Below are 18117 nucleotides of genomic sequence, written 5' to 3' on the forward strand. Positions count from 1 at the left end.
ATGGTCATCGTTTATCACCCGATGCCCCGGGTTCCTTTCACGCGGGTCGCTTCATGTGCCGATCACCGGGACTCGGGAGGACGGGCGGGATAGCCTGCCGGGATGACGGCAGAGCGACCGATGCCCACACAGGACGACGTACTCGGCTACTTCGACACGCTGTCGAACTGGGGCCGGTGGGGCGACGACGACGAGCTCGGCACCCTGAACCACATCACCGACGACGTCCGGCTGGCGGCGGCCCGGGCCGTGCGCCACGGCAGGAGCGTGTCATGCGCATGGGACGTCGCCGTGCCCGAGGACATGGAGCGGGCGACGACCGCGTGCCCGTGCGCCGCCGACATGCCGGGCGCCGAGAACATGCCGGCGCCCGGATTCCGCAACGACCGGCGCTGGGGCTTCTCCACCGAGCGGCTCGGCCTCATGTTCCACGGCAACACCATCACCCACGTCGACTCGCCGTGCCACATCCTCTGGGACGGCACGATGTACAACGGGCGCCCGCACGCGCTGGTCGACGCCGCGACCGGATCGGCGTGGGCGTCCGTCACCGCGGCGGCGAACGGGATCGTCACCCGCGGCGTCCTGCTGGACGTCGCCGCCGTCCGCGACGTGCCCTGGCTCGAACCCGGCCAGGGCGTCTTCCCCGACGACCTCGAGGCGGCCGAGCGTCGCCAGGGCGTGCGCGTACGAGCCGGCGACGCGGTGCTCCTGCGGACCGGCTACGGCCGCCTCCGCCACGAGAGCGGCGTGGCCGGAGGCTTCACGCAGGCCGGATGGCACGCCGCCAGCCTGCCGTGGCTGCACGAACGGGAGGTCGCGCTGATCGGCGCCGACACCCCCCAGGACGTGCAGCCGTCGGGGTACGACGACGTGCTGATGCCGGTTCACGCCGTGAGCCTGGTCGCGATGGGGCTGTGGATGCTCGACAACTGCGACCTGGAGGCGTGCGCGGCCACGGCCGCCGAACTCGGCCAGTGGGACTTCCACCTCGCCGTCGCCCCGGTCCGCTTCGCCGGCACCTCCGGCAGCCCGGTCAACCCGATCGCCACCTTCTGACGCCGCCCTCCCACAGCCCGACGACCACACCACTTCTGCGGGGATGAGCCGTGGGCGGCTACGTCGTCAGCCTCCTGGAACACCCGGTCTACTTCGACGTGCACACCGAGACTTCGGGGACGGGGGATGGTCGCCGCGCGGGGTTCTCGTGCGGGGACGTTCGGCTGTCGCCGGGGTTAGGCGCAGGTCTTCTTTTCCGGGGTGCAGAACGTGACCTCGGGGTAGCTCGCCGAGGGCTTGTCCAGCAAGGGCTGCGGCTTCTTGCGCAGGTGCTGGTCGAAGAAGGCCGCCACGTACTGACGGGTGATGGCCAGGGCGCGGACGCCGGAGATGTCGGAGCCGTCGTCGAAGCCGATCTGGTCCGCCAGCACGCCGAGGTCGGTGAAGGACGTGTGGGCGGCGCCGGTCACGAGCAGCCAGCGCTTCCAGCCGTGCAGCCCCGCCCAGACGCGCTCCCAGCTGGCGGCGGAGCCGGGCTGTCCGGGCGTGAACGTGGCGGGCTTGCCCAGTAGGAGGAACGGCCGGGACAGTCCCGCCTTGGGGAGCACGGTCTCCACGCTGCCGTCGACGTCGATGCCGGCGCGCAGCCGGCGGTCGGCGGCCAGGGCCGCGAGTGCGCTCGCGCCGCCCACGGACTGGCCGGACATGGCGATCCTGGAGGTGTCGATCAGGCGCGCCCTTTTCCACTTCGGGCGTGCCCCGGTCAGCTCGTCGAGGACGAAGGAGACGTCGGCGGCCCGTCCCTTCCCCAGCTTCTGCCAGACGGCCGGGTCCTTCTTCATCTCGCAGGTGACGCAGGTGGTGACCCGCCCGTCGGGGAAGGTCTGGGCGACGTTCTCGTACGTGTGGTCGACGGCGGCCACCACGTACCCCCGGCTGGCCAGGTCCTCGGCCAGGGCCGTCAGCTCGGACCTGGGCTTGCTGTGCCCGGGGGACAGCACGACGAGGGGCAGGCTGCGGGCGCGTCCCGCGGGGCGGGCGTCGGTGAAGGCGTTGGTGCGCACCTTGCTCAGCGTGTCGGCGGGGATGCTGGTGAGGCCCCCGTCCTTGAGAAGCAGTTCGGACTCCTTGGGCGTCATGTACCGCGCGCGATGGCGGCCCGGCGCCTTGGCCGGGTACCACAGCGAGACCATGAGCTCGCGGGCCTTGGCGCTGGGGACCCAGGGGTCGGCGCGCGAGGTGTCCTTGAGGTGCAGGGACGTGGTGCCGACCGGCCGGGAGCCGGTGGGCGCTGGCAGGTGCGGCTCGGCGGCGCTCGCGGCCCTGCCGGCGAAGGCGCTGCCGGCGAAGGCGGGGCCGGTTAGGGCGAAGGCGGGGGCGGGGGCGGCCGGGCCGACTCCGAGACCGGTGGCGGTGATGGCGAGGACGAGCCCGGCGGCAGCGGTGAGCCGCCAGGGCCGGCGCGCCGCGCGGGGGGTGGCCCGGGTCTGGCGGTGGATCATCTGACTCATGCCGAGCGACTATACCTCAGGGTTATACACTCAATGTATAGACCCGCTAGTTGGGCCAGCGGCCGGTGGCCTTGGCGGCCTCGATCGCGGCGCGGCCCGCCGGGCGCATCCGGCCGGCGGCCGTCAGCGCCTCGGCCTTGGCGACGTTGATGCGGGACCACGGGCTGTGGCGGGCGCGCGGCGAGTAGCGCTGCAGGTAGTAGTCGCCGTCGTAGGCCCGGCGGTGGCTGTCGATCCAGCCGTGGCACAGCGCCTCGTCCAGCGCCTCGTCGAGGGTGACGGTCCTGGCGCGGCTGTTCTTCTTGGCGATCAGCAGCCAGACGTCGCGGGCGCTGTCGTGGTGCTCGGCGAGCCAGGCCCGCCAGGCGGCGGCGTCGTCCAGGATCAGGGCGTTCAGCGTCGGGGCGTTCAGCGTCTGGGCGGTGTCGGTCATCGTGGTCAGCCCTTCCATCCCGTGAGGACGTCCGTTCGGCGGCTTGTGAGATCCATGCTTCCAGGCAAAGTGCTCAACGAGTGAGCACTTTGCCTGGGCGAATCTCAGGAGCAGCGCCAGACGGCCGCGGCCGGCAGGTGGTTCGGGCCGGTCGTCGCGCCGCCGATGGTGTCGTCGTCCCCGACCGTCGTGACGGAGGCCGCGCCGGGCAGCTCGCCCACCGGCGTCCCGAACCGCCAGACCTGGTACGGCGTGGCCGTCAGCGCGCTGACGACGAGCCCGTTCCTGTTGATCTGCTCGGCCCGCGCGCCCTCGGGCATCAGGTGCGGCTGCCCGTCCCGGTCCCAGTACGCCGGGCGGTTCGGCTCGGAGCCCACCCGGAGCGACCCGGCCACGAGCCCGTCGGAGATCGTCAGGGCGTACCCGAACTGCAGGTCCGGCGGCTCCGACAGGCGGATGAGCCGGCCGTCACGCCACAGGTGCGGCCACGGATCGGCCGAGCTGCGCTCCATCAGCAGCGTGCCGTCGTGGTCCACGCCGACCACCCTCATGTCCTCGGGCAGGCCCGTCACCTCCTCGACGACGCCGGGCCGGTCGTACGGCCAGCGCACCACCACGTGGGTCATGGTCCTGCCCTCCCAGACCACGGCGCGGCCGTACACGTCGCCGTTGCCGGTGATCCCGAAGGCCCGGCTGTTCAGCTCCGCGCCGGGCAGCGGGGTCAGCCGCTCCCGCCGGCCGTCGCGGATGCGGAAGGAGATCGCCGAGGCCTGCCACAGGCCCGTCACGGACAGTCCCGCGATGGTGCCGTCGCCGTTCTGGGCCACGACCCGGTCGGCGCCGTGGCCTGACGACCCGTAGTCGATGACCTGGCCGTTCTTCCAGGAGATGATGTGCCAGCCGGAGTCGGGGAAGTAGGCGCTGCCGGAGTAGCCGCCGTGGTGGTCGGTGGCCTGGACCTGGTGCTGCGTCGAGCCCGCGGGCGCCGGAAGGGCCTGCATCCGCCAGGTGCACGCCGATCCGGCCGCCGCCGCTGCCTGGGGCGTGGCGACGAACGCGGCGACGACCAGCATCGCCGCCATCACGATTCTGCCTGTCATGACACCAGTCGATCGCGATCGGCGGGGGCGGGCATCTCCCTGAATGCGCCGATCTCGTGGCCGGATGTCGAGAACCCGGCGGCGGCTCCGTCCCTGAGCCGGACGTGGCCGCGGCATCCCGGACGAGGCGCGGGCCCGCGACGCCCGATGGACGTGGCGCACATCACATTCTGACCGAATGAGCGAAATGGTCAGTCGGTCGTACCGTGGAATCATGGACATCACGAAGCAAGATCGCCGGGTCCTGGTCGTCGGGCTGGGCATCAGCGGGATCGCGACCGCGCTGCGGCTGCGGCAGATCGGCTGGAAGCCGGTCATCGTCGAGCGCGCCCGGGAAAGGCGGCAGGGCGGGCACTTCATCGCGCTGTTCGGCGCGGGCCGGGCCGCCGCCGGCCGCCTGGGCGTCCTGGACGCGATGACCGATCGCGGCGCCGACGGCGCCAGCTACGACATCGACCGCTCCGGCAGGCGGCGGCCCGGGCTGAGCTTCAAGGACTTCCCCGGCCGGCCGTGGGTGATGACGCGCGGCGACGTGGAGGAGGCCGCGTTCGCCGCGCTGCCGCCGGACGTGGAGATCCGCTACTCCACCGTCCCAGCGCGGATCGAGCAGGACGCCGGCGGGGTGGACGTGACGCTGACCGACACCGTCACGGACACCTCGACCGTCGAGCGCTTCGACCTGGTCGTCGGCGCGGACGGGCTGCGCTCCACCGTGCGCCGGCTGGTGTTCGGGCCGCACGAGGCGTATCTGCGCCGGATGAACTACATGGCCGTCGCCTTCCAGCTGACCGGCCCGCTCCCGGGGTTCGGCCAGGGCGACTCCGTGGTCCTGACCGAGCCGGGGCGGTCCATGTGGATCTTCCCGTTCCGGCACCGGCCGCCGATGGTGCTGCTGAGCTACCGTACCGACGACGTGGACGCCGAGTTCACCTCGACGGTCGCCGAGCGCGTACGCGCGGCGTTCGGCCCGGAGCCCGCCGGCCCCGCGCTGGGAGCGGCCCTCGACAGGCTGGAGTCGGCCGATCAGGTGCTGTTCGACTCGGTCGAGCAGGTGCGGATGGACCGCTGGCACCGCGGCCGGGTGGTGCTCGTCGGCGACGCGGCCTGGTGCGTGAGCCTGTACGCAGGGATGGGGGCGTCGGCCGGGATGGCGGGGGCCGACCTGCTGGGCACCATGCTGTCCCGCCACCCCGGCAGCGTCACCGAGGCGCTGACCCGCTGGGAACGGCGGCTGCGTCCCACGATCGAGTACTTCCAGGGCAACGGGATGCAGATGCGCAGCCTGTTCGTCCCCGCCACCCGGTACGAGCTGGCGCTGCGCCGCGTGATGCTGCGGGCGAGCAAGCTGCCGGTGACCTCCTCGCTGTTCGTCCTGTGGCAGTCCAGGGGCAAGGCCGCCCGGACGAAGGAGACGGACTTCGCCCACCCCGGCCTCGTCCGGCAGCCCCTCGGCGGGCGACGACCCGCGCGGGTGTGACGCCGATGGCGTGCGAGCGCGTGCCGGCACGGCACAATCGTTCGCACACCCCTTCGGCAGCGGCAACGGGAGCGAACGATGAAACGCCCGGCGGACCACGACTCGGACAAGGCCGCCCGGATCCTGGCCGTCACCCGGGACCTGGTGCTCCGGCGCGGCGTCAAGGGCGTGACCGTGGCCGAGATCGCGGAGAAGGCGCACGTCGGCAAGGGCACCGCGTACCTGTACTGGGCGACCAAGGAAGACCTGCTCATCGACCTGTTCGCCCGGGAGTTCCTGGAGGTGCTGGAGGCCGACATCGCGGCCCTGAGCGCCGATCCGGACCTGGCCCGGCCGCAGCGCTTCTGTCCCCGCCTGATCCGCAACGCCGTCGAACGCCCGTTCATGCGCGCCCTCCAGGCGAACGACGGCGACCTGCTCGGCGTGCTGGCCGGGCATCCGCGTACCAAGGAACTGCTCGTCCACGTGGGCCCGGCCGCGCTGATGTTCACGGTGCTGCCGGTGTGGCGCGAGCACCGCCTGGCCCGCGCCGACTGGGCGCTGGACGCGCAGGCGTACGCGCTGCGGGCGGTCATGGCCGGGTTCCTGGACTCGGCCACCAGCGGGGGCGCCCCGGGCGGCATCACCGTCGCCGACGCCGACGCCGTCATGGCCGCGACGGTGACGGCCCTGCTGGGAGGCGAGCGGGCGAGCGCGGCCGACGTCCACGCGACCGCCGCGGAAGGGCTGCGGCTGCTGCGCGAGAAGCGCGAGATCCTGCTCTCCCTGCTCGCCGTCAAGCGCGAGTAGGCGCGTCCCGGTCCGGCGCCACGCCCAGGGCCAGCAGCGCGGTGTCGTCGTCGACGCCCTCGCCCAGCTCCTCCAGCAGCCCCGTCATGGCCGCGATGGCCGCAGCGGGCGTGGCCGGGGCGATGCGCCCGGCGAAGGCGAGCAGGGCCTGGTCGCCGTAGCGGCCGTCGTCGCCGGAGCCGTCGGCGGTGCGCGCCTCGATCAGCCCGTCGGTGTAGAACAGCAGCGTGTCGCCCGGCCGCAGCTCGGCGTGCACGGTGACCGAGGGCGCCTCGGGCAGCAGGCCGATGAGCACCCCGCCGGTCGTCGGCAGGTAGTCGGCCCCGCCCCCGGCACGCAGCAGGATCGGCGACGGGTGACCGCCGCCCGCGAAGGTCACCGCGAACCCGTCGCCGGTGCGCGTGAGCATGCCCGCGATGACCGTGCAGTAGTACGTCTCCTCGTCGACCTGGCGGTCGTACATGGCGGTGTTGAGGATGGCCAGGAGGCTCGTGGGGTCGGGGTCGTGCATGGCGGAGGCCCGCAGCGTGTAGCGGGCCAGCGACGCGACGGCCGCGGCGCCGGGGCCGTGACCGCTCACGTCGCCGAGGAAGAACCCCCAGCGCCCGTCCCCCAGCGGGTAGAGGTCGTAGAAGTCGCCGCCCAGGTCGTCGGGCGAGGCCGTGTGGTAGTGGGCGACGGCCTCCAGCCCCGGCACGTCCGGCAGCGCCGGCGGCACCAGGCTGCGCCGGAGCGTGGCGAGCACGTCCTGCAGCCGCCGCCGCTCGGCCTGGGCGGCCTCGCGCGCCCGGTCGGCGAGGGCGCGGGCGGTCTCGGCCTCCTCGCGGGCGCGCAACAGCTCGATCTCGTACGCACGCCGGTCGCCCCCGTCGAAGACGGTGCTGCGGATCAGCAGCGGCCTGCCGTCGGGGCCCACCCTGACCTTGGAGGTCACCAGGACCGGCAGCCGCTCCCCGGCCGCGGTCCTGAGCTCCAGCGCGATGCCGCCGATCTCCCCCTGCATGCGCAGCAGCGGGGCGAAATGGGTCTCGTGGTAGAGCTTGCCGCCGACGGTGAGCAGGTCGGCGAAGCGCATCCGGCCGACGACCTCGTCACGGGCGCGGCCGAGCCAGGTCAGCAGCGTTTGGTTGATCTTGACGATCCGGCCGTCCATCAGCGTGGACACGTAGCCGCAGGGGGCGTTCTCGTACAGGTCCACGGGGCTGTCCTCCAGCAGCGCCGCGAACTCCGGTTCTTCCGGATGGTCTTTCGCCGTCACACCGCGTCACATGCTTTCACGGGTGAAGGCGGCGATGGCGGCAGCGGTGGCGTCGGGGGCGCTGAGCTGCGGGCAGTGGCCGGTGGCCGCCAGCGTGACGAGCCGGCTGCCGGTGATCGCCTGGTGCACGTACGCGCCCACCTCGCGCGGGGCGATCATGTCCTCGGCGCAGTCCAGGATCAGCGTCGGCACCTGGACGCCGGCCAGGTCGGCGCGGCTGTCGCTGAGGAACGTGGCGCGCGCGAACGCCCGGGCGATGTTCGGGTCGGTGCGGCAGAAGCTGTTGGTCAGCTCTTCCCCCAGCTCCGGCCGGTCCGGGTTGCCCATGATCAGCGGCGCCATGGTGGCCGACCAGCCCAGGTAGTTGGCCTCCAGGGAGGCGAGCAGCTCGTCGATGTCCTCGGCGCTGAACCCGCCCCGGTAGCCCTCGTCGTCGACGTAGCGGGGTGAAGGGACGAGCAGCACCAGGCCCGCGAACCGGCCGGGCTCACGCGCCGCGCTCATCACGCCGACCATGGCGCTGACCGAGTGGCCGACGAACACCAGGTCGCGCAGGTCGAGATCGCGGCAGATGTCGAGCACGTCGGCGGCGTAGCCGTGGAGGGTGGCGTACCGCTCCTCGCTCCAGGCGGACAGGTCGGAGCGGCCGGAGCCCACGTAGTCGAACAGCACCACCCGGAACTCCTGGGCGAGGACGGGCGCGACCAGCCGCCACAGGTTCTGGTCGCAGCCGAATCCGTGGGCGAGCATGACGACCCGCCCGTCCTGCGGTCCGATGATCCGGACGTTGTTCCTGCTCCGCACGTCCATAACCCGAATTATCACATCCGCGCACGTCAGAGCCCGCGGAAGGAGCGCCGGTAGGCGGCCGGGGTGGTGCGGACCAGGGCGTGGAAGCGCCTGCGGAGGTTGGCGGCCGAGGAGAGGCCGACGCGGGCGGCGATCGTCTCCACGGGCAGGTCGGTCTCCTCCAGCAGCGTCCGGGCGGCCGTGACGCGCTGCTGGAGCAGCCAGCGGCCGGGGCTGACGCCGAGCTGGCCGGCGAACCTGCGGGCCAGCGTCCGGGGCGCGATCCCGGCCTGTCCGGCCAGGTCGTCGAGGGTGAGGGGCTCGTGCAGGCGTTCGGCGGCCCAGTCGAGGACGGGGGCCAGCGACTGCGACGGGGGAGCGGCGGGCGGCACGGTGCTGTACTGGAGCTGCCCGCCTTCGCGGTGCGGGGGCATGACCATGTGCCGGGCGAGGTGCGTCGCGTAGGCGGCGCCGTGGTCGGTCCGCGCCAGGTGCAGGCACAGGTCGATGCCCGCCGCGGTGCCGGCGCTGGTGGCGACGTCGCCCAGGTCGACGTAGAGCGTGTCGGGCTCGACCCGCACGTCGGGGAAGCGGGCGGCGAGCGCGCCGGCGAGCCTCCAGTGCGTGGTCGCCCTGCGGTGGTCCAGCAGCCCGGCCTCGGCCAGGAGGAAGGCGCCCGAGCAGATCGCCACGATCCGGGCGCCACGCCGGTGCGCGCCGCGCAGCGCGTCGAGCACGGCGGGCGGGGCGGGCTCCCGGTGGCGGTGCCAGCCCGGGACCACCACCGTGTCCGCCGCGCCGAGTGCCGACAGGTCCTGGCCGACGACCATGTCGTAGCCCGCCAGGGTCGGCACCGCCCCGGGCCGTTCGGCGCACACGGTGAACGCGTACCGCCCCGGCAGGCCGGGGCGCGACAGGCCGAACACCTCCGCCGCGCACGCCAGCTCGAACGTGGACTGCGGCGGCAGGACCAGCGCCACCACCCGATGCATCCGCATGGCAAGAAAATACCTGTAGGAGACAATCGTGACACTGGCCCCGTACGGTTGCCTTCACCACGATGGGGACATGACGCACGACTCCCCTGACATGCAGGTCCTGAACGTCGACGAGGTCGAACCCGTCGAGGTCGTCCCCGGCATCATCCGGCGGCGGCTCCCGGCGACCGCCTGGGCCCGCGGCTGGATGTACGACTTCGCCCCCGGCGCCGAGTGGCCCGAGGTCGACGTCCACGAGAGCGAGGAACGCTACTACGTGATCTCGGGAGAGTTCGTCGACCGAGGCCGGCGGCTCGGGCCGGGCAGCTACGTGGTGTTCGCGCCGGGCAGCACGCACCGCCCCCGCACCGAGACGGGCGCCCGCATGCTGGGCATCAGCATCCTCGCCGGCCCCCTGGATCAGGCGGGCGTGAGCGGCCTCGACTCCGGCGCCAGCCGGCCTCCGGCGTAGCGGGCGGGCAGGATCAGCAGCGGGTTGTCGTCGAGAAGCACGTCCGGCGGGCCGAACCGGGCGGCGACCTCCCGCAGGTCCGGATCGTCGAGGAGGAGCAGGCGTCCCCGGTCCACGAACGGCTCGCCGTCGAGGTGGACCGTCGGCCGGTCGATCTGGCAGTCGCAGTGCGCGAACCCCGGAGCGGTGGTCTCCGCCACCCCGCCGGTCAGGGCGTCGAGGCCGCAGTAGAACGCGCCCGCGTGCTTCTCGCGCTCGAACTGGGTGCCGCCGGCGATCCGCACCTTCGGGTTGAGGCCGATGAGCGCGTGCCGCATGTAGTAGCCGCCCGGCGCGCGGCGGCGGATCTGCTCGGCCGCCGCCCCGCCCTCGATCGCGCTGACCCGGTTGTCCCGCAGCGTCACCCGTACGGGCTCGTCCGGGACCCCGGTGAAGGTGGAGTCCTCGACGACGAGCACGCCCTCGGTGTGGGTCGGCCAGAAGTTGGCGCCGCCGTACGGGAAGGGCTGCCAGGTGCCCGTCTGGATCGGGCCGCCGTCGGGGGCGAAGGTGAGCCCCGACATGGTCAGGTCCGTGCCCGAGGCGGAGGTCACCCGGATCGTCCCCGCCTCGGTGAGTCGGCTCAGCGCGCGCTGCTTGAGCGCGTAGAAGAGCTCGTTGGGGAACCGGGCCCCGGTGAGGAACGCCCCCGCGGTGGCGGCCATGTGCAGCGACGCGAAGCGCACGGGCATGGCCATGACCTGGTCGAAGAAGAGCGGCGCTGTGTGCACCTCGGCCCACCAGGTGGCGCTGATGACCACGTCGGCCTGGCCGACCGCGGCCACCTCGACCTGCAGCGAGGGCTCGGCGTCCCACCCGCCGGGGCTGAACGGCGGCACCGACAGGATGCGCACGTCCGCGCCCTCGTAGGCGGCGCCGGCGGCGACGGCCTGGATCACGACCGGGTCGGCGGTGTGCTCGGTCAGGATCAGGACCCGGTCGTCCGGCCGGAGCTGGACGTGCCGCAGCAGGTTGCGGACCCCCGGCATCAGCTCCGCGATCGCGTTGGGGGCGGCGGGCGGCTCGGAGACATAGCTGAACGGCGACGATGCGTACGGAGTCGTGGTCACCCGGGTTTCCCCTCTTCGCGGCCGGTCCGGTGGTGGCGGGGGAAGCCCGGCGAAACTACTCTTCGTGGTTGTCATCTTACGGTACGCGTTAGGGAGCCGGGGTGCCGAAGACCTCGGTGACCAGGCGCTGGGTCGCCTGCTGGAAGGCCGGGCCGAGCGACAGGGCGGCGTCGTCCACGTAGTTGAGGGCGGCGGTGAGGGTCGTGCCGCCGTCGGGGGTGCTGTACATCAGCGCCGCGTGCCCGGCCATGCCGCCGTTGTGGGTGATGACGGTGCCGCCGCCCGGCACCTCCTGGACGAACACGCCCAGGCCGTAGCCGGCCTTGGACTCCGGCGTCAGCATCTCGGCCAGCAGCTCGGCGGGCAGGAGCCTGCCGCCGACCAGCGCGGAGATGAACGTGTGCAGGTCGGCGGTGGTGGAGATCATGTCGCCGCCGCTGGAGATCCACGACGGGTTCTGCGCGGTGACGTCGACGGTCCGGGCCTGGCCGTCCTCCTCGTAGCGGTAGTAGGCGTGGGCGTGCGGGGCGGGGACGCCGGTCTCGGCGGTCGGCTGGAGGGTGCCGGTCAGGCCGAGCGGGTCCAGGATCAGCCGCCGCATCTCCTCGGCCACCGGGCGGCCGGTGACCTGCTCGATCAGCAGCCTGGCCAGCACGTAGTTGGTGTTGGAGTAACTCCAGCCGGCGCCCGGCTCGAACCGGGCCGGCTTGGCCAGCGCCACCCGTACCAGCTCCTCGGGCGCGTAGGTGGTGAACCGGCCCTCCACCCACTCCTGGCCTGCGGTGGTGGCGGGGATCCCGGGCACGTACGTGCCGTCGGGGTCGAAGTCGCCGGTGAAGTTGAAGATCCCGCTGGTGTGCTGGAGCAGCATCCGCACCGTGATGCGCCGGTCGAGCCCGAACTCCGGCAGGTGGTCGTCGACCGGGGTGTCGAGGGCGATGCGGCCCTCGGCCACCAGTCCCAGCACCACGGTGGCGGTGAAGGTCTTGGTGTTGCTGCCGATCCGCACGTGTCCGCCGGCGGGCGGCCGGGCGGTGCCGCCCAGCTCGCTCGCTCCGGCGCTGCCGGTCCACGTGCCCCGCTCGTCGTGTACGCGCAGCGACACTCCGACGAATCCGGAATCGACCATCTCCTGGATGACCTTCCGCAGCTCCGGGCGGTCCTGCTGGATGGGGGAAGACATGGCGGTGTGGCTCCTTCGCGTGGGGTGAAGTCAGGCGGCGTCGAGGGCTTGGGTGATCTTGCGGGCCATGTCCGCCAGGGCGGGGCTGGGCGTGCCCTTGTGGATCTGGGCCGCCGCGTCCACGGCGACGAGGACGGTGCCGCGGAAGTTGGCCGCCTCGGCCGGGTCCTGCCGGTCGAGCAGGCGCATCGACTCCGTCAGCGCGGGCAGCACCTGGTCGGCCAGCTCGGCGACGGTCCTGCCGTACTTGACGCCCTTGGGGGCCTTGGCGAGCACGTGCCCGACCGGGCCGGTCGCCGAGGTCAGCGCGATGGAGCCCTCGGTGGCGACCCTGTGGGCCGAACCGGCGGCGCCGGCGGCGGACATCAGCGAGACGGCGCCCCAGGCGGCGACGCGGAGGGTGAGCTGGTCCTGGTCGGTGAGGGTGATCGACATGGTGGCGGGTTCCTTTTCCTGGAGTGGTTCCGGGTGATGGCTCAACCATCGCGGGCCGCCCTGATAGCGGGCCGCCTTCGCGCTGACACGGCCGCTGACACCCGGGATCGCTGCCATGCTGTCGGTGTGGTGCCGATGGACACGGGCCCGGGGCCCAGGCTGATCCTGCTGTGCGGGCTGCCCGGCGCGGGGAAGACGACGCTGGCCAGGCGGCTGGCGCGGGAGATCCCGGCGGTGCGGCTGTGCCCGGACGAATGGCTGGCCGATCTGGGAGTGGACCTGTTCGACGAGGCCGTGCGCGAACGGCTGGAGCGGCGGTTCTCGCGGCACGCCGAGGAGTTGCTGAGGCACGGGCAGACCGTGGTGCTGGAGTTCGGCTTCTGGACGCGGGCCGAACGCGAGGAGAAGCGGCTGCGCGCGCGTGCGCTCGGCGTCCCCGTCGAGCTGCGCTACCTCGCCGCGCCGCTCGACGAGCTGTGCCGCCGCCTGGAGGCCCGCGTCAGGGAGGGCGCGCCGGCGACGGTCCCGATCGGCCGCGAGCTGCTGGAGGCGTACGCGAAGCTCTTCCAGGCCCCCGACGCTGACGAGCTCGCCCTTTACGACCCGGCCGCCTGACGCTTCATGCGGGCTGCAGGCGGCGCGCAAGCGACGGCTGGTCCACTGCCGGTGTCGGATCGGACAGGGCCGGCCCCCGGGCCCCGCCCTTCAACGTGAGGGATGGACGATGGCGTCGACCGTCTTCGGGATGTTCGCCGTGATCGCGGTGATCGTCGCGGTGGTGATGTTCCTCGTGCTGAGGCGGCGTCCGCAGACCCGGGTCGGCGCGTACGTCACGGCCCTGTTCTCGCTGCTGGCCGCGGGGATCCTGGCCCTGGGGCACTTCTCGTTCGCGAGCCTGGAGTCGGCCGCGCTGAGCGCCTTCACGGCGGAGGAGCGCGTGGCGGCGCTGCCGTGCGAGGCGGCGGTGCTGCGGGCCGACCAGACCGACAACAAGCTCAACGGGCGCTACATCTGGTGGCTGCGGCTGCGGGTCACCCCTCGGAACGGCAGCCCGTACGAGATCGACCGGACGGCCCGGCTCACCTCGTCGACGGGGGAGCGCCTGGAACGGGGGAACGTCGTGCTGCCGTGCCTGACGGCGCCCGCCGACCGCACCCGGATCGAGATCGCCGCCCTCGCCTGAACCCCGTCAGGCGGCGCCGGGGGAGAGCGGGCCGGCGACCTGGTGCAGCTCGGAGCGCATCGTCCGCTGGTGGTCGTCGCGCATCGTCCGCTGGTCGTCGTCGCGCTGGGTGAACATGTCGATCAGCGCCTGGACGGGCATGCCTGCCTCGGTGGGGTGCCGGAACTGCCGCTCGGGCCTGAGCCGGTAGTGGTTGCGGCGGCCGACCCGGATGCGCTCCAGGTAGCCGCCGTCCTCCAGGTCGCTCACGATGCCCTGCGCGGCCCGTTCGGTGATGCCGATCCGGGCGGCGATGTCGCGCATGCGAAGCTCTGGGTCCGCCGCTATCGCCAACAGCACGCGGGCGTGGTTGGTGAGGAACGTCCAGGAGGAACGCCTGCCAGCATCGTGGTCCATCGCCAGAACATGGTACAGGAGGAAGCTCCAACGACAGAAGGATGTCTACGGAAAATTTTTTCCGGTAAACTTCTCCCTATGACGGTGAACGGAATCGGCGAGCCAACGCGGTCTGGCGAGTGCGTTGCCGTCCGTTCCCTGGTCCCGCCCGAGCAGGTGCTGTACGTCGACCACCAGCTGCGCATCACGTGCAGCCTGACGCCCGAGTCGACGGTGATCCGGCTCGCCGGCGAGATCGACGTCACCAACAGGCGCGAGGCGATGTCCACGCTGACCCAGGCCCGGCGCATCGACGACCAGCTCATCGTCGACCTCGGCCGGGTGACGTTCGCCGACATCTCGGTCGTCAGGGCCCTGACCGCTTTCGCCGCCGACGGCGCGGCCCACATCCGCAACGTCCCCGCCCAGATAGCCAGGCTGCTGGACCTGCTCAACCTCCCCGCCTTCGACTGACCCCCTCCGGGGCGCTGCGGAGCAGGAGGAGGGCGGTGTCGTCCGTGCGGGGTCTCGTGACCTGGCCGATGAGCGATTCGGCCAGGCTGTGCAGGGGCCGGCCGGGCGCCGGGGTGAAGCGGGCGGCCAGGGCGGCGATGGCGTCGCCGAGGTCCTGGCCGGGCTCCTCGACGAGGCCGTCGGTGTAGAGGGTCAGCGTGGAGCCCGGCGGCACGTGCAGGTCCAGGGTCGTGTACTCGGCGTCGGGGTCGATGCCGAGCAGAAGGCCGGGTGGGGCGTCGATCACCTGGGTGGGGGCGCCGGGGCGGCTGATCAGGGGCGGCGGGTGCCCGGCGCTGGCCAGGCAGGCGATGTGGCGGTCGAGGTCGAGCGTGAGGTAGAGGCAGCTGGTGAAGCGGTCGGGGGCGAGCTCGGTCATCATGCGGTTGGTGTAGGCGAGCACGTCGCCGCAGGTGGCGCCGGCGGTGCCATGGGTGCGGATGGCGGTGCGCACCTGGCCCATGAGGGCGGCGGCGGTCATGTCGTGGCCCTGGACGTCGCCGATGACGGCGGCGGCCTGGGAGTCGCCGAGCCGGATGAGGTCGTAGAAGTCGCCGCCGATGTCCATGCCGGGGGTGGCGGGCACGTACCGGGCGGCCACGTCCAGCCCGGGGATCCTGGGCAGCGCGTGCGGCAGCAGGCTGGCCTGCATCGACTGGGCGAGCTGATGCTTGTTGTCGTAGAGCCAGGCGCGCTCGAACGCCTGGGCGATCAGCCCGCCGAGCGCGGTGAACGCCGCCCGCTCCTCCTCGCTGAACCGGTGCGGACGGTCGAAGGCCAGCACGCAGGTGCCGATGGGGCGGCCCGAGGTGACCAGCGGGAGCACCGCCCAGGCTTCCATGACGGCGGACTCGGGCAGGTCCGGGTACGCCTGGAAGAGCTCGTCCCTGGTCGCGTAGAAGGACGGCCTGCCCGGGTCGGAGCCGCCTGGCGGGCTGACACGGCGCAGCGCCGGGCGGCCGTCGAACTCCTCGATGAGCTGCCGGGTGTAGCCGCGCGCGGCGACCACGCGCATGCGGCCGCTCTCCCAGGTGATGATGGCCAGGCCCTGCGCCCCGTAGACGGGCACGACGTGGTCGGCGACGAGGTCGATCACGTCCTGGGCGCTCGTCGCCTGGGCCAGGCTGGTCGCCAGGTGCAGCAGCTCGTGCAGCCCGGCCGTGCGCAGCGGCTGCCCGCCGCCGGCGGCCGGGGGCAGCGCGGCCGCCGCGGTCGGCGTGATGCGCAGGGTCATGCCCGGCACGCTCGGGAACCACTGCAGCAGCAGTTGCCTGCCGTCGGGGCGGCGGGCGGTGACCCGGGTGGGCTGGTGGCTGACGACCGCGAGGCGGTACTGCTCCTCGTAGACCGGGTCGCCCAGCCAGGGCACGGCCACGCCCAGCCGCCGGCCCACCAGCTCCGACGGGGTCGCGTCGAGCAGTTGCGCGCCCTGCGCGGTGACGAACGCCACGCGCGCCTGGGCGTCGAGGTGGCAGTAGCCCTCGGGCAGGGCGTCGAAGGCCCGCAACGCGGCCTGCGCGGCACGCGGTTCGCGCTGGTGGGCGCGTACCGGGTCGAGGATCCGGGGATGGTCCCCAGCGGTGATCGGACGGCCGCGCTCGCTCGCCCGGCGCAGCAGGTCGCCCATCGCGCCGCAGCAGTCGTCGATGACCTTGAGCTGGCGCACGGTGAGGTCGGCCGGGTGACCGGCGGGCCAGGCGAGGACGATCCCGCCCCACACGGCGCCCCCCGAGCCGAGCGGCGCGGTCGCCATCGCGAACGGGTACGGCAGCGTCAGCGCCACCCCGGGGAACCCCCTGGCCAGCGCCTCCCGGTCGCCGAACCACAGCAGCCGCCGGTCGCGCACCGACACCGAGACCGGCGCCGCGTCGTTGAGCCTGATGCTCGCCCACACGCGGGCGATGGAGACCGGCAGCCCCATGGCCGACACCATCCGCAGGACCTGGCCGTCCTCGTCGAGGACGTACGCGATGCCGATGTGGGCTCCCGCGCCGAAGACCGTCTCGATCAGCACCTCGTCCAGGCGGGACGCCTCGGTCGCCGCACCCGGAGCCGGGCCGTCGCCATCGTGCCGCGTCACGGCCAGCCGGGTTCATTCCACCGCATACCGCCAGGTTAGGAGGATGTGGGCATTGGGCTCTTTAACGCCGGGTTCGGATTCCCCCACGAGCCGGACGGCGAGCACCAACCACACGTCCGCTATCCCCGAAATCGTATCTATGCCCGATGCCGGAAATGCCGCAGAATCACCGCGGGGGGACACGATGCGATAGGGGAAGTCATGCGCACCGGAAGCCGGTCTGCGGGAGCGGTCCTCCTCACCCTCGGGTTCGTCACGCTGGCGCTGCTCGTCGCCTTCCTGGCGATCGGCCCGGCAGGCCAGGCCGCCGCCGCCCCGCCCCACCTGGCCGCTGCCGCACCGGCGCCCACCGGCGCGCAGCCCGGCCCGGCCGCCGGGGAAGCCGCTGACGGGGAGGCCGCCGACGGGGAGGCCACTGGCGGGGGAGCCGCTGACGGGGAGGCCGTCGACACGACGCCGCCGACCCGGCCGGCCGGGGAGCGGCCGTGCCCGGTGCCGCTCGCGCCGTCCCCCACCGGCTACGCCTCCATCTGCTGGAACGCCTCCTCCGACGACGCCGGCGTCGTCGCGTACGACCTCTACCGGCTGGACCCCGACGGGTTCACCCGCGCCGCCACCACGACCGGCACGGTCGGCGGCTTCTCCGGCGAGCTCGGCCGCGCCTACACGATGTACGTCGTCGCCAGGGACGCCGCGGGCAACGTCAGCCGCCCCTCCGGCCTGATCACGGTGACCGCGGTGACCGGCATGTCGCCCACCTCGACGCCCACCCCGCCGCCCGGCGACCGCCTGCCGCCGAGCAAGCCGACCGGCCTGCGTGACGCCTGCCTCCAGGACTACCACGGCGTCACCTTCTGCTGGCAGCCGTCGACCGACAACGTGGCGGTGACCGCGTACGACGTCTACCGCGAGAGCGCCACCGGGTACGTCAAGGCCGGCACGCTCGCCGCCTCGACGTTCCCGAACTTCGCCGAATCCGGCCTCGTCACCGGGCAGCGCTACACGTACGTGGTGGTGGCGAGGGACGCGGCCGGCAACCTCAGCGCGCCGTCCGACCCGCTGTCGGCGCTGGCCAGGCCGGGCCTGCCCTCGCCCACCTCGTCACCCGGCCTGGAGTGCGCGGTGTCCTACCGGGCGGCGACGTGGGGTCCGACGCTGAGCGCCGAGATCACCGTGCGCAACACCGGCACTGCGGTGATCGACGGCTGGACGCTGACCCTGGACTACCCGGAGCCGGCCCCGCGCCTGGTCGCCGGCTGGTCGGCCGACTGGACCCAGAGCGGGGCGCGCTTCTCCGGCGCCGCGCGGTCGTGGAACAAGGTGCTGCGCCCGGGCTCGTCCACCCAGGTCGGCTTCACCGCCTCCCACACCGCCCCGGCCCCGGCCCCGGTGAGCTTCACCCTCAACGGCAGGCCCTGCGCCACGGCCTGACCG

The 18117-nt window shown here is 73.0% G+C and carries 19 protein-coding genes; 8 read left to right on the forward strand and 11 right to left on the reverse strand.

All coding sequences use genetic code 11. From position 1 onward, the window contains the following. The first annotated feature begins 102 nt into the window (after positions 1 to 102). A complete protein-coding gene (locus tag AB0G11_RS11690) occupies positions 103 to 1059 on the forward strand; it encodes a cyclase family protein (RefSeq protein WP_357585464.1) in 957 nt (318 codons plus the stop codon). A 176-nt stretch (positions 1060 to 1235) separates the two neighbouring features. Here AB0G11_RS11690 and AB0G11_RS11695 read toward each other — a convergent pair whose 3' ends face one another. From AB0G11_RS11695 to AB0G11_RS11705, 3 genes are all read right to left on the reverse strand, one after another. After that, positions 1236 to 2510, reverse strand: a complete 1275-nt coding sequence (locus AB0G11_RS11695) for an alpha/beta hydrolase (protein ID WP_357585466.1) — start codon at positions 2508 to 2510, stop codon at positions 1236 to 1238. A 46-nt stretch (positions 2511 to 2556) separates the two neighbouring features. After that, entirely contained in the window at positions 2557 to 2961 is a 405-nt protein-coding gene (locus AB0G11_RS11700; protein ID WP_357585468.1) for a hypothetical protein, read from the reverse strand. An 86-nt stretch (positions 2962 to 3047) separates the two neighbouring features. Beyond that, positions 3048 to 4043 (reverse strand): hypothetical protein, encoded by a 996-nt coding sequence (locus AB0G11_RS11705; protein ID WP_357585470.1) that lies wholly within the window; start codon positions 4041 to 4043, stop codon positions 3048 to 3050. 214 nt (positions 4044 to 4257) lie between these two features. Between AB0G11_RS11705 and AB0G11_RS11710 the strand changes: the two genes are divergently transcribed. Together AB0G11_RS11710 and AB0G11_RS11715 are read left to right on the forward strand one after the other, a co-directional pair. After that, positions 4258 to 5520 carry an FAD-dependent monooxygenase gene (locus AB0G11_RS11710; RefSeq protein WP_357585472.1) on the forward strand — a complete coding sequence of 421 codons (1263 nt, stop codon included), beginning with the start codon at positions 4258 to 4260 and terminating at the stop codon, positions 5518 to 5520. A gap of 78 nt (positions 5521 to 5598) precedes the next feature. Beyond that, a complete protein-coding gene (locus AB0G11_RS11715) occupies positions 5599 to 6309 on the forward strand; it encodes a helix-turn-helix domain-containing protein (protein ID WP_357585474.1) in 711 nt (236 codons plus the stop codon). Here the strand turns inward: AB0G11_RS11715 and AB0G11_RS11720 are convergent. Genes AB0G11_RS11720 through AB0G11_RS11730 form a run of 3 tightly spaced genes read right to left on the reverse strand, consistent with a single transcriptional unit; the run spans position 6296 to position 9354 of the window. Beyond that, a complete protein-coding gene (locus AB0G11_RS11720) occupies positions 6296 to 7567 on the reverse strand; it encodes a SpoIIE family protein phosphatase (RefSeq protein WP_357585476.1) in 1272 nt (423 codons plus the stop codon). The two genes, AB0G11_RS11715 and AB0G11_RS11720, sit on opposite strands and share 14 nt — an antisense overlap. Before the next feature lie 6 nt (positions 7568 to 7573). Continuing rightward, complete coding sequence (locus AB0G11_RS11725) at positions 7574 to 8377, reverse strand: alpha/beta hydrolase (protein ID WP_357585478.1); 804 nt, start codon at positions 8375 to 8377, stop codon at positions 7574 to 7576. Between the two features lie 26 nt (positions 8378 to 8403). After that, entirely contained in the window at positions 8404 to 9354 is a 951-nt protein-coding gene (locus tag AB0G11_RS11730) for a helix-turn-helix domain-containing protein (protein ID WP_357585480.1), read from the reverse strand. Between the two features lie 70 nt (positions 9355 to 9424). On the opposite strand from AB0G11_RS11730, the gene AB0G11_RS11735 reads away from it, so the two are divergent. After that, entirely contained in the window at positions 9425 to 9805 is a 381-nt protein-coding gene (locus AB0G11_RS11735) for a cupin domain-containing protein (RefSeq protein ID WP_219502750.1), read from the forward strand. On the opposite strand, the gene AB0G11_RS11740 is transcribed toward AB0G11_RS11735, so the two are convergent. The 3 genes from AB0G11_RS11740 to AB0G11_RS11750 form a co-directional block, all read right to left on the reverse strand. Beyond that, positions 9754 to 10914 (reverse strand): hypothetical protein, encoded by a 1161-nt coding sequence (locus tag AB0G11_RS11740; protein WP_219502749.1) that lies wholly within the window; start codon positions 10912 to 10914, stop codon positions 9754 to 9756. The genes AB0G11_RS11735 and AB0G11_RS11740 overlap by 52 nt on opposite strands. An 88-nt stretch (positions 10915 to 11002) precedes the next feature. Beyond that, positions 11003 to 12097: a serine hydrolase domain-containing protein gene (locus tag AB0G11_RS11745; protein ID WP_357585482.1), complete on the reverse strand. Its 1095-nt coding sequence runs from the start codon at positions 12095 to 12097 to the stop codon at positions 11003 to 11005. A 30-nt stretch (positions 12098 to 12127) separates the two neighbouring features. After that, a complete protein-coding gene (locus AB0G11_RS11750; protein WP_219502745.1) occupies positions 12128 to 12532 on the reverse strand; it encodes a hypothetical protein in 405 nt (134 codons plus the stop codon). A 135-nt stretch (positions 12533 to 12667) separates the two neighbouring features. On the opposite strand from AB0G11_RS11750, the gene AB0G11_RS11755 reads away from it, so the two are divergent. Next, complete coding sequence (locus tag AB0G11_RS11755; RefSeq protein ID WP_357585962.1) at positions 12668 to 13147, forward strand: ATP-binding protein; 480 nt, start codon at positions 12668 to 12670, stop codon at positions 13145 to 13147. Between the two features lie 109 nt (positions 13148 to 13256). Further along, positions 13257 to 13715, forward strand: coding sequence for a hypothetical protein (locus AB0G11_RS11760; protein WP_219502741.1), 459 nt, complete (start codon positions 13257 to 13259; stop codon positions 13713 to 13715). Between the two features lie 6 nt (positions 13716 to 13721). Here AB0G11_RS11760 and AB0G11_RS11765 read toward each other — a convergent pair whose 3' ends face one another. Continuing rightward, positions 13722 to 14111: a helix-turn-helix domain-containing protein gene (locus tag AB0G11_RS11765; protein WP_219502739.1), complete on the reverse strand. Its 390-nt coding sequence runs from the start codon at positions 14109 to 14111 to the stop codon at positions 13722 to 13724. A gap of 78 nt (positions 14112 to 14189) precedes the next feature. Between AB0G11_RS11765 and AB0G11_RS11770 the strand changes: the two genes are divergently transcribed. After that, positions 14190 to 14564 (forward strand): STAS domain-containing protein, encoded by a 375-nt coding sequence (locus AB0G11_RS11770; protein ID WP_219502737.1) that lies wholly within the window; start codon positions 14190 to 14192, stop codon positions 14562 to 14564. On the opposite strand, the gene AB0G11_RS11775 is transcribed toward AB0G11_RS11770, so the two are convergent. After that, a complete protein-coding gene (locus AB0G11_RS11775; RefSeq protein ID WP_357585484.1) occupies positions 14542 to 16683 on the reverse strand; it encodes a GAF domain-containing SpoIIE family protein phosphatase in 2142 nt (713 codons plus the stop codon). The two genes, AB0G11_RS11770 and AB0G11_RS11775, sit on opposite strands and share 23 nt — an antisense overlap. 201 nt (positions 16684 to 16884) lie before the next feature. Between AB0G11_RS11775 and AB0G11_RS11780 the strand changes: the two genes are divergently transcribed. Further along, a complete protein-coding gene (locus tag AB0G11_RS11780) occupies positions 16885 to 18114 on the forward strand; it encodes a cellulose binding domain-containing protein (protein ID WP_357585486.1) in 1230 nt (409 codons plus the stop codon). The last annotated feature ends 3 nt before the right edge of the window (positions 18115 to 18117 follow it).

This window comes from Nonomuraea sp. NPDC023979, assembly GCF_040639085.1.
Lineage (GTDB): Bacteria > Actinomycetota > Actinomycetes > Streptosporangiales > Streptosporangiaceae > Nonomuraea > Nonomuraea ceibae.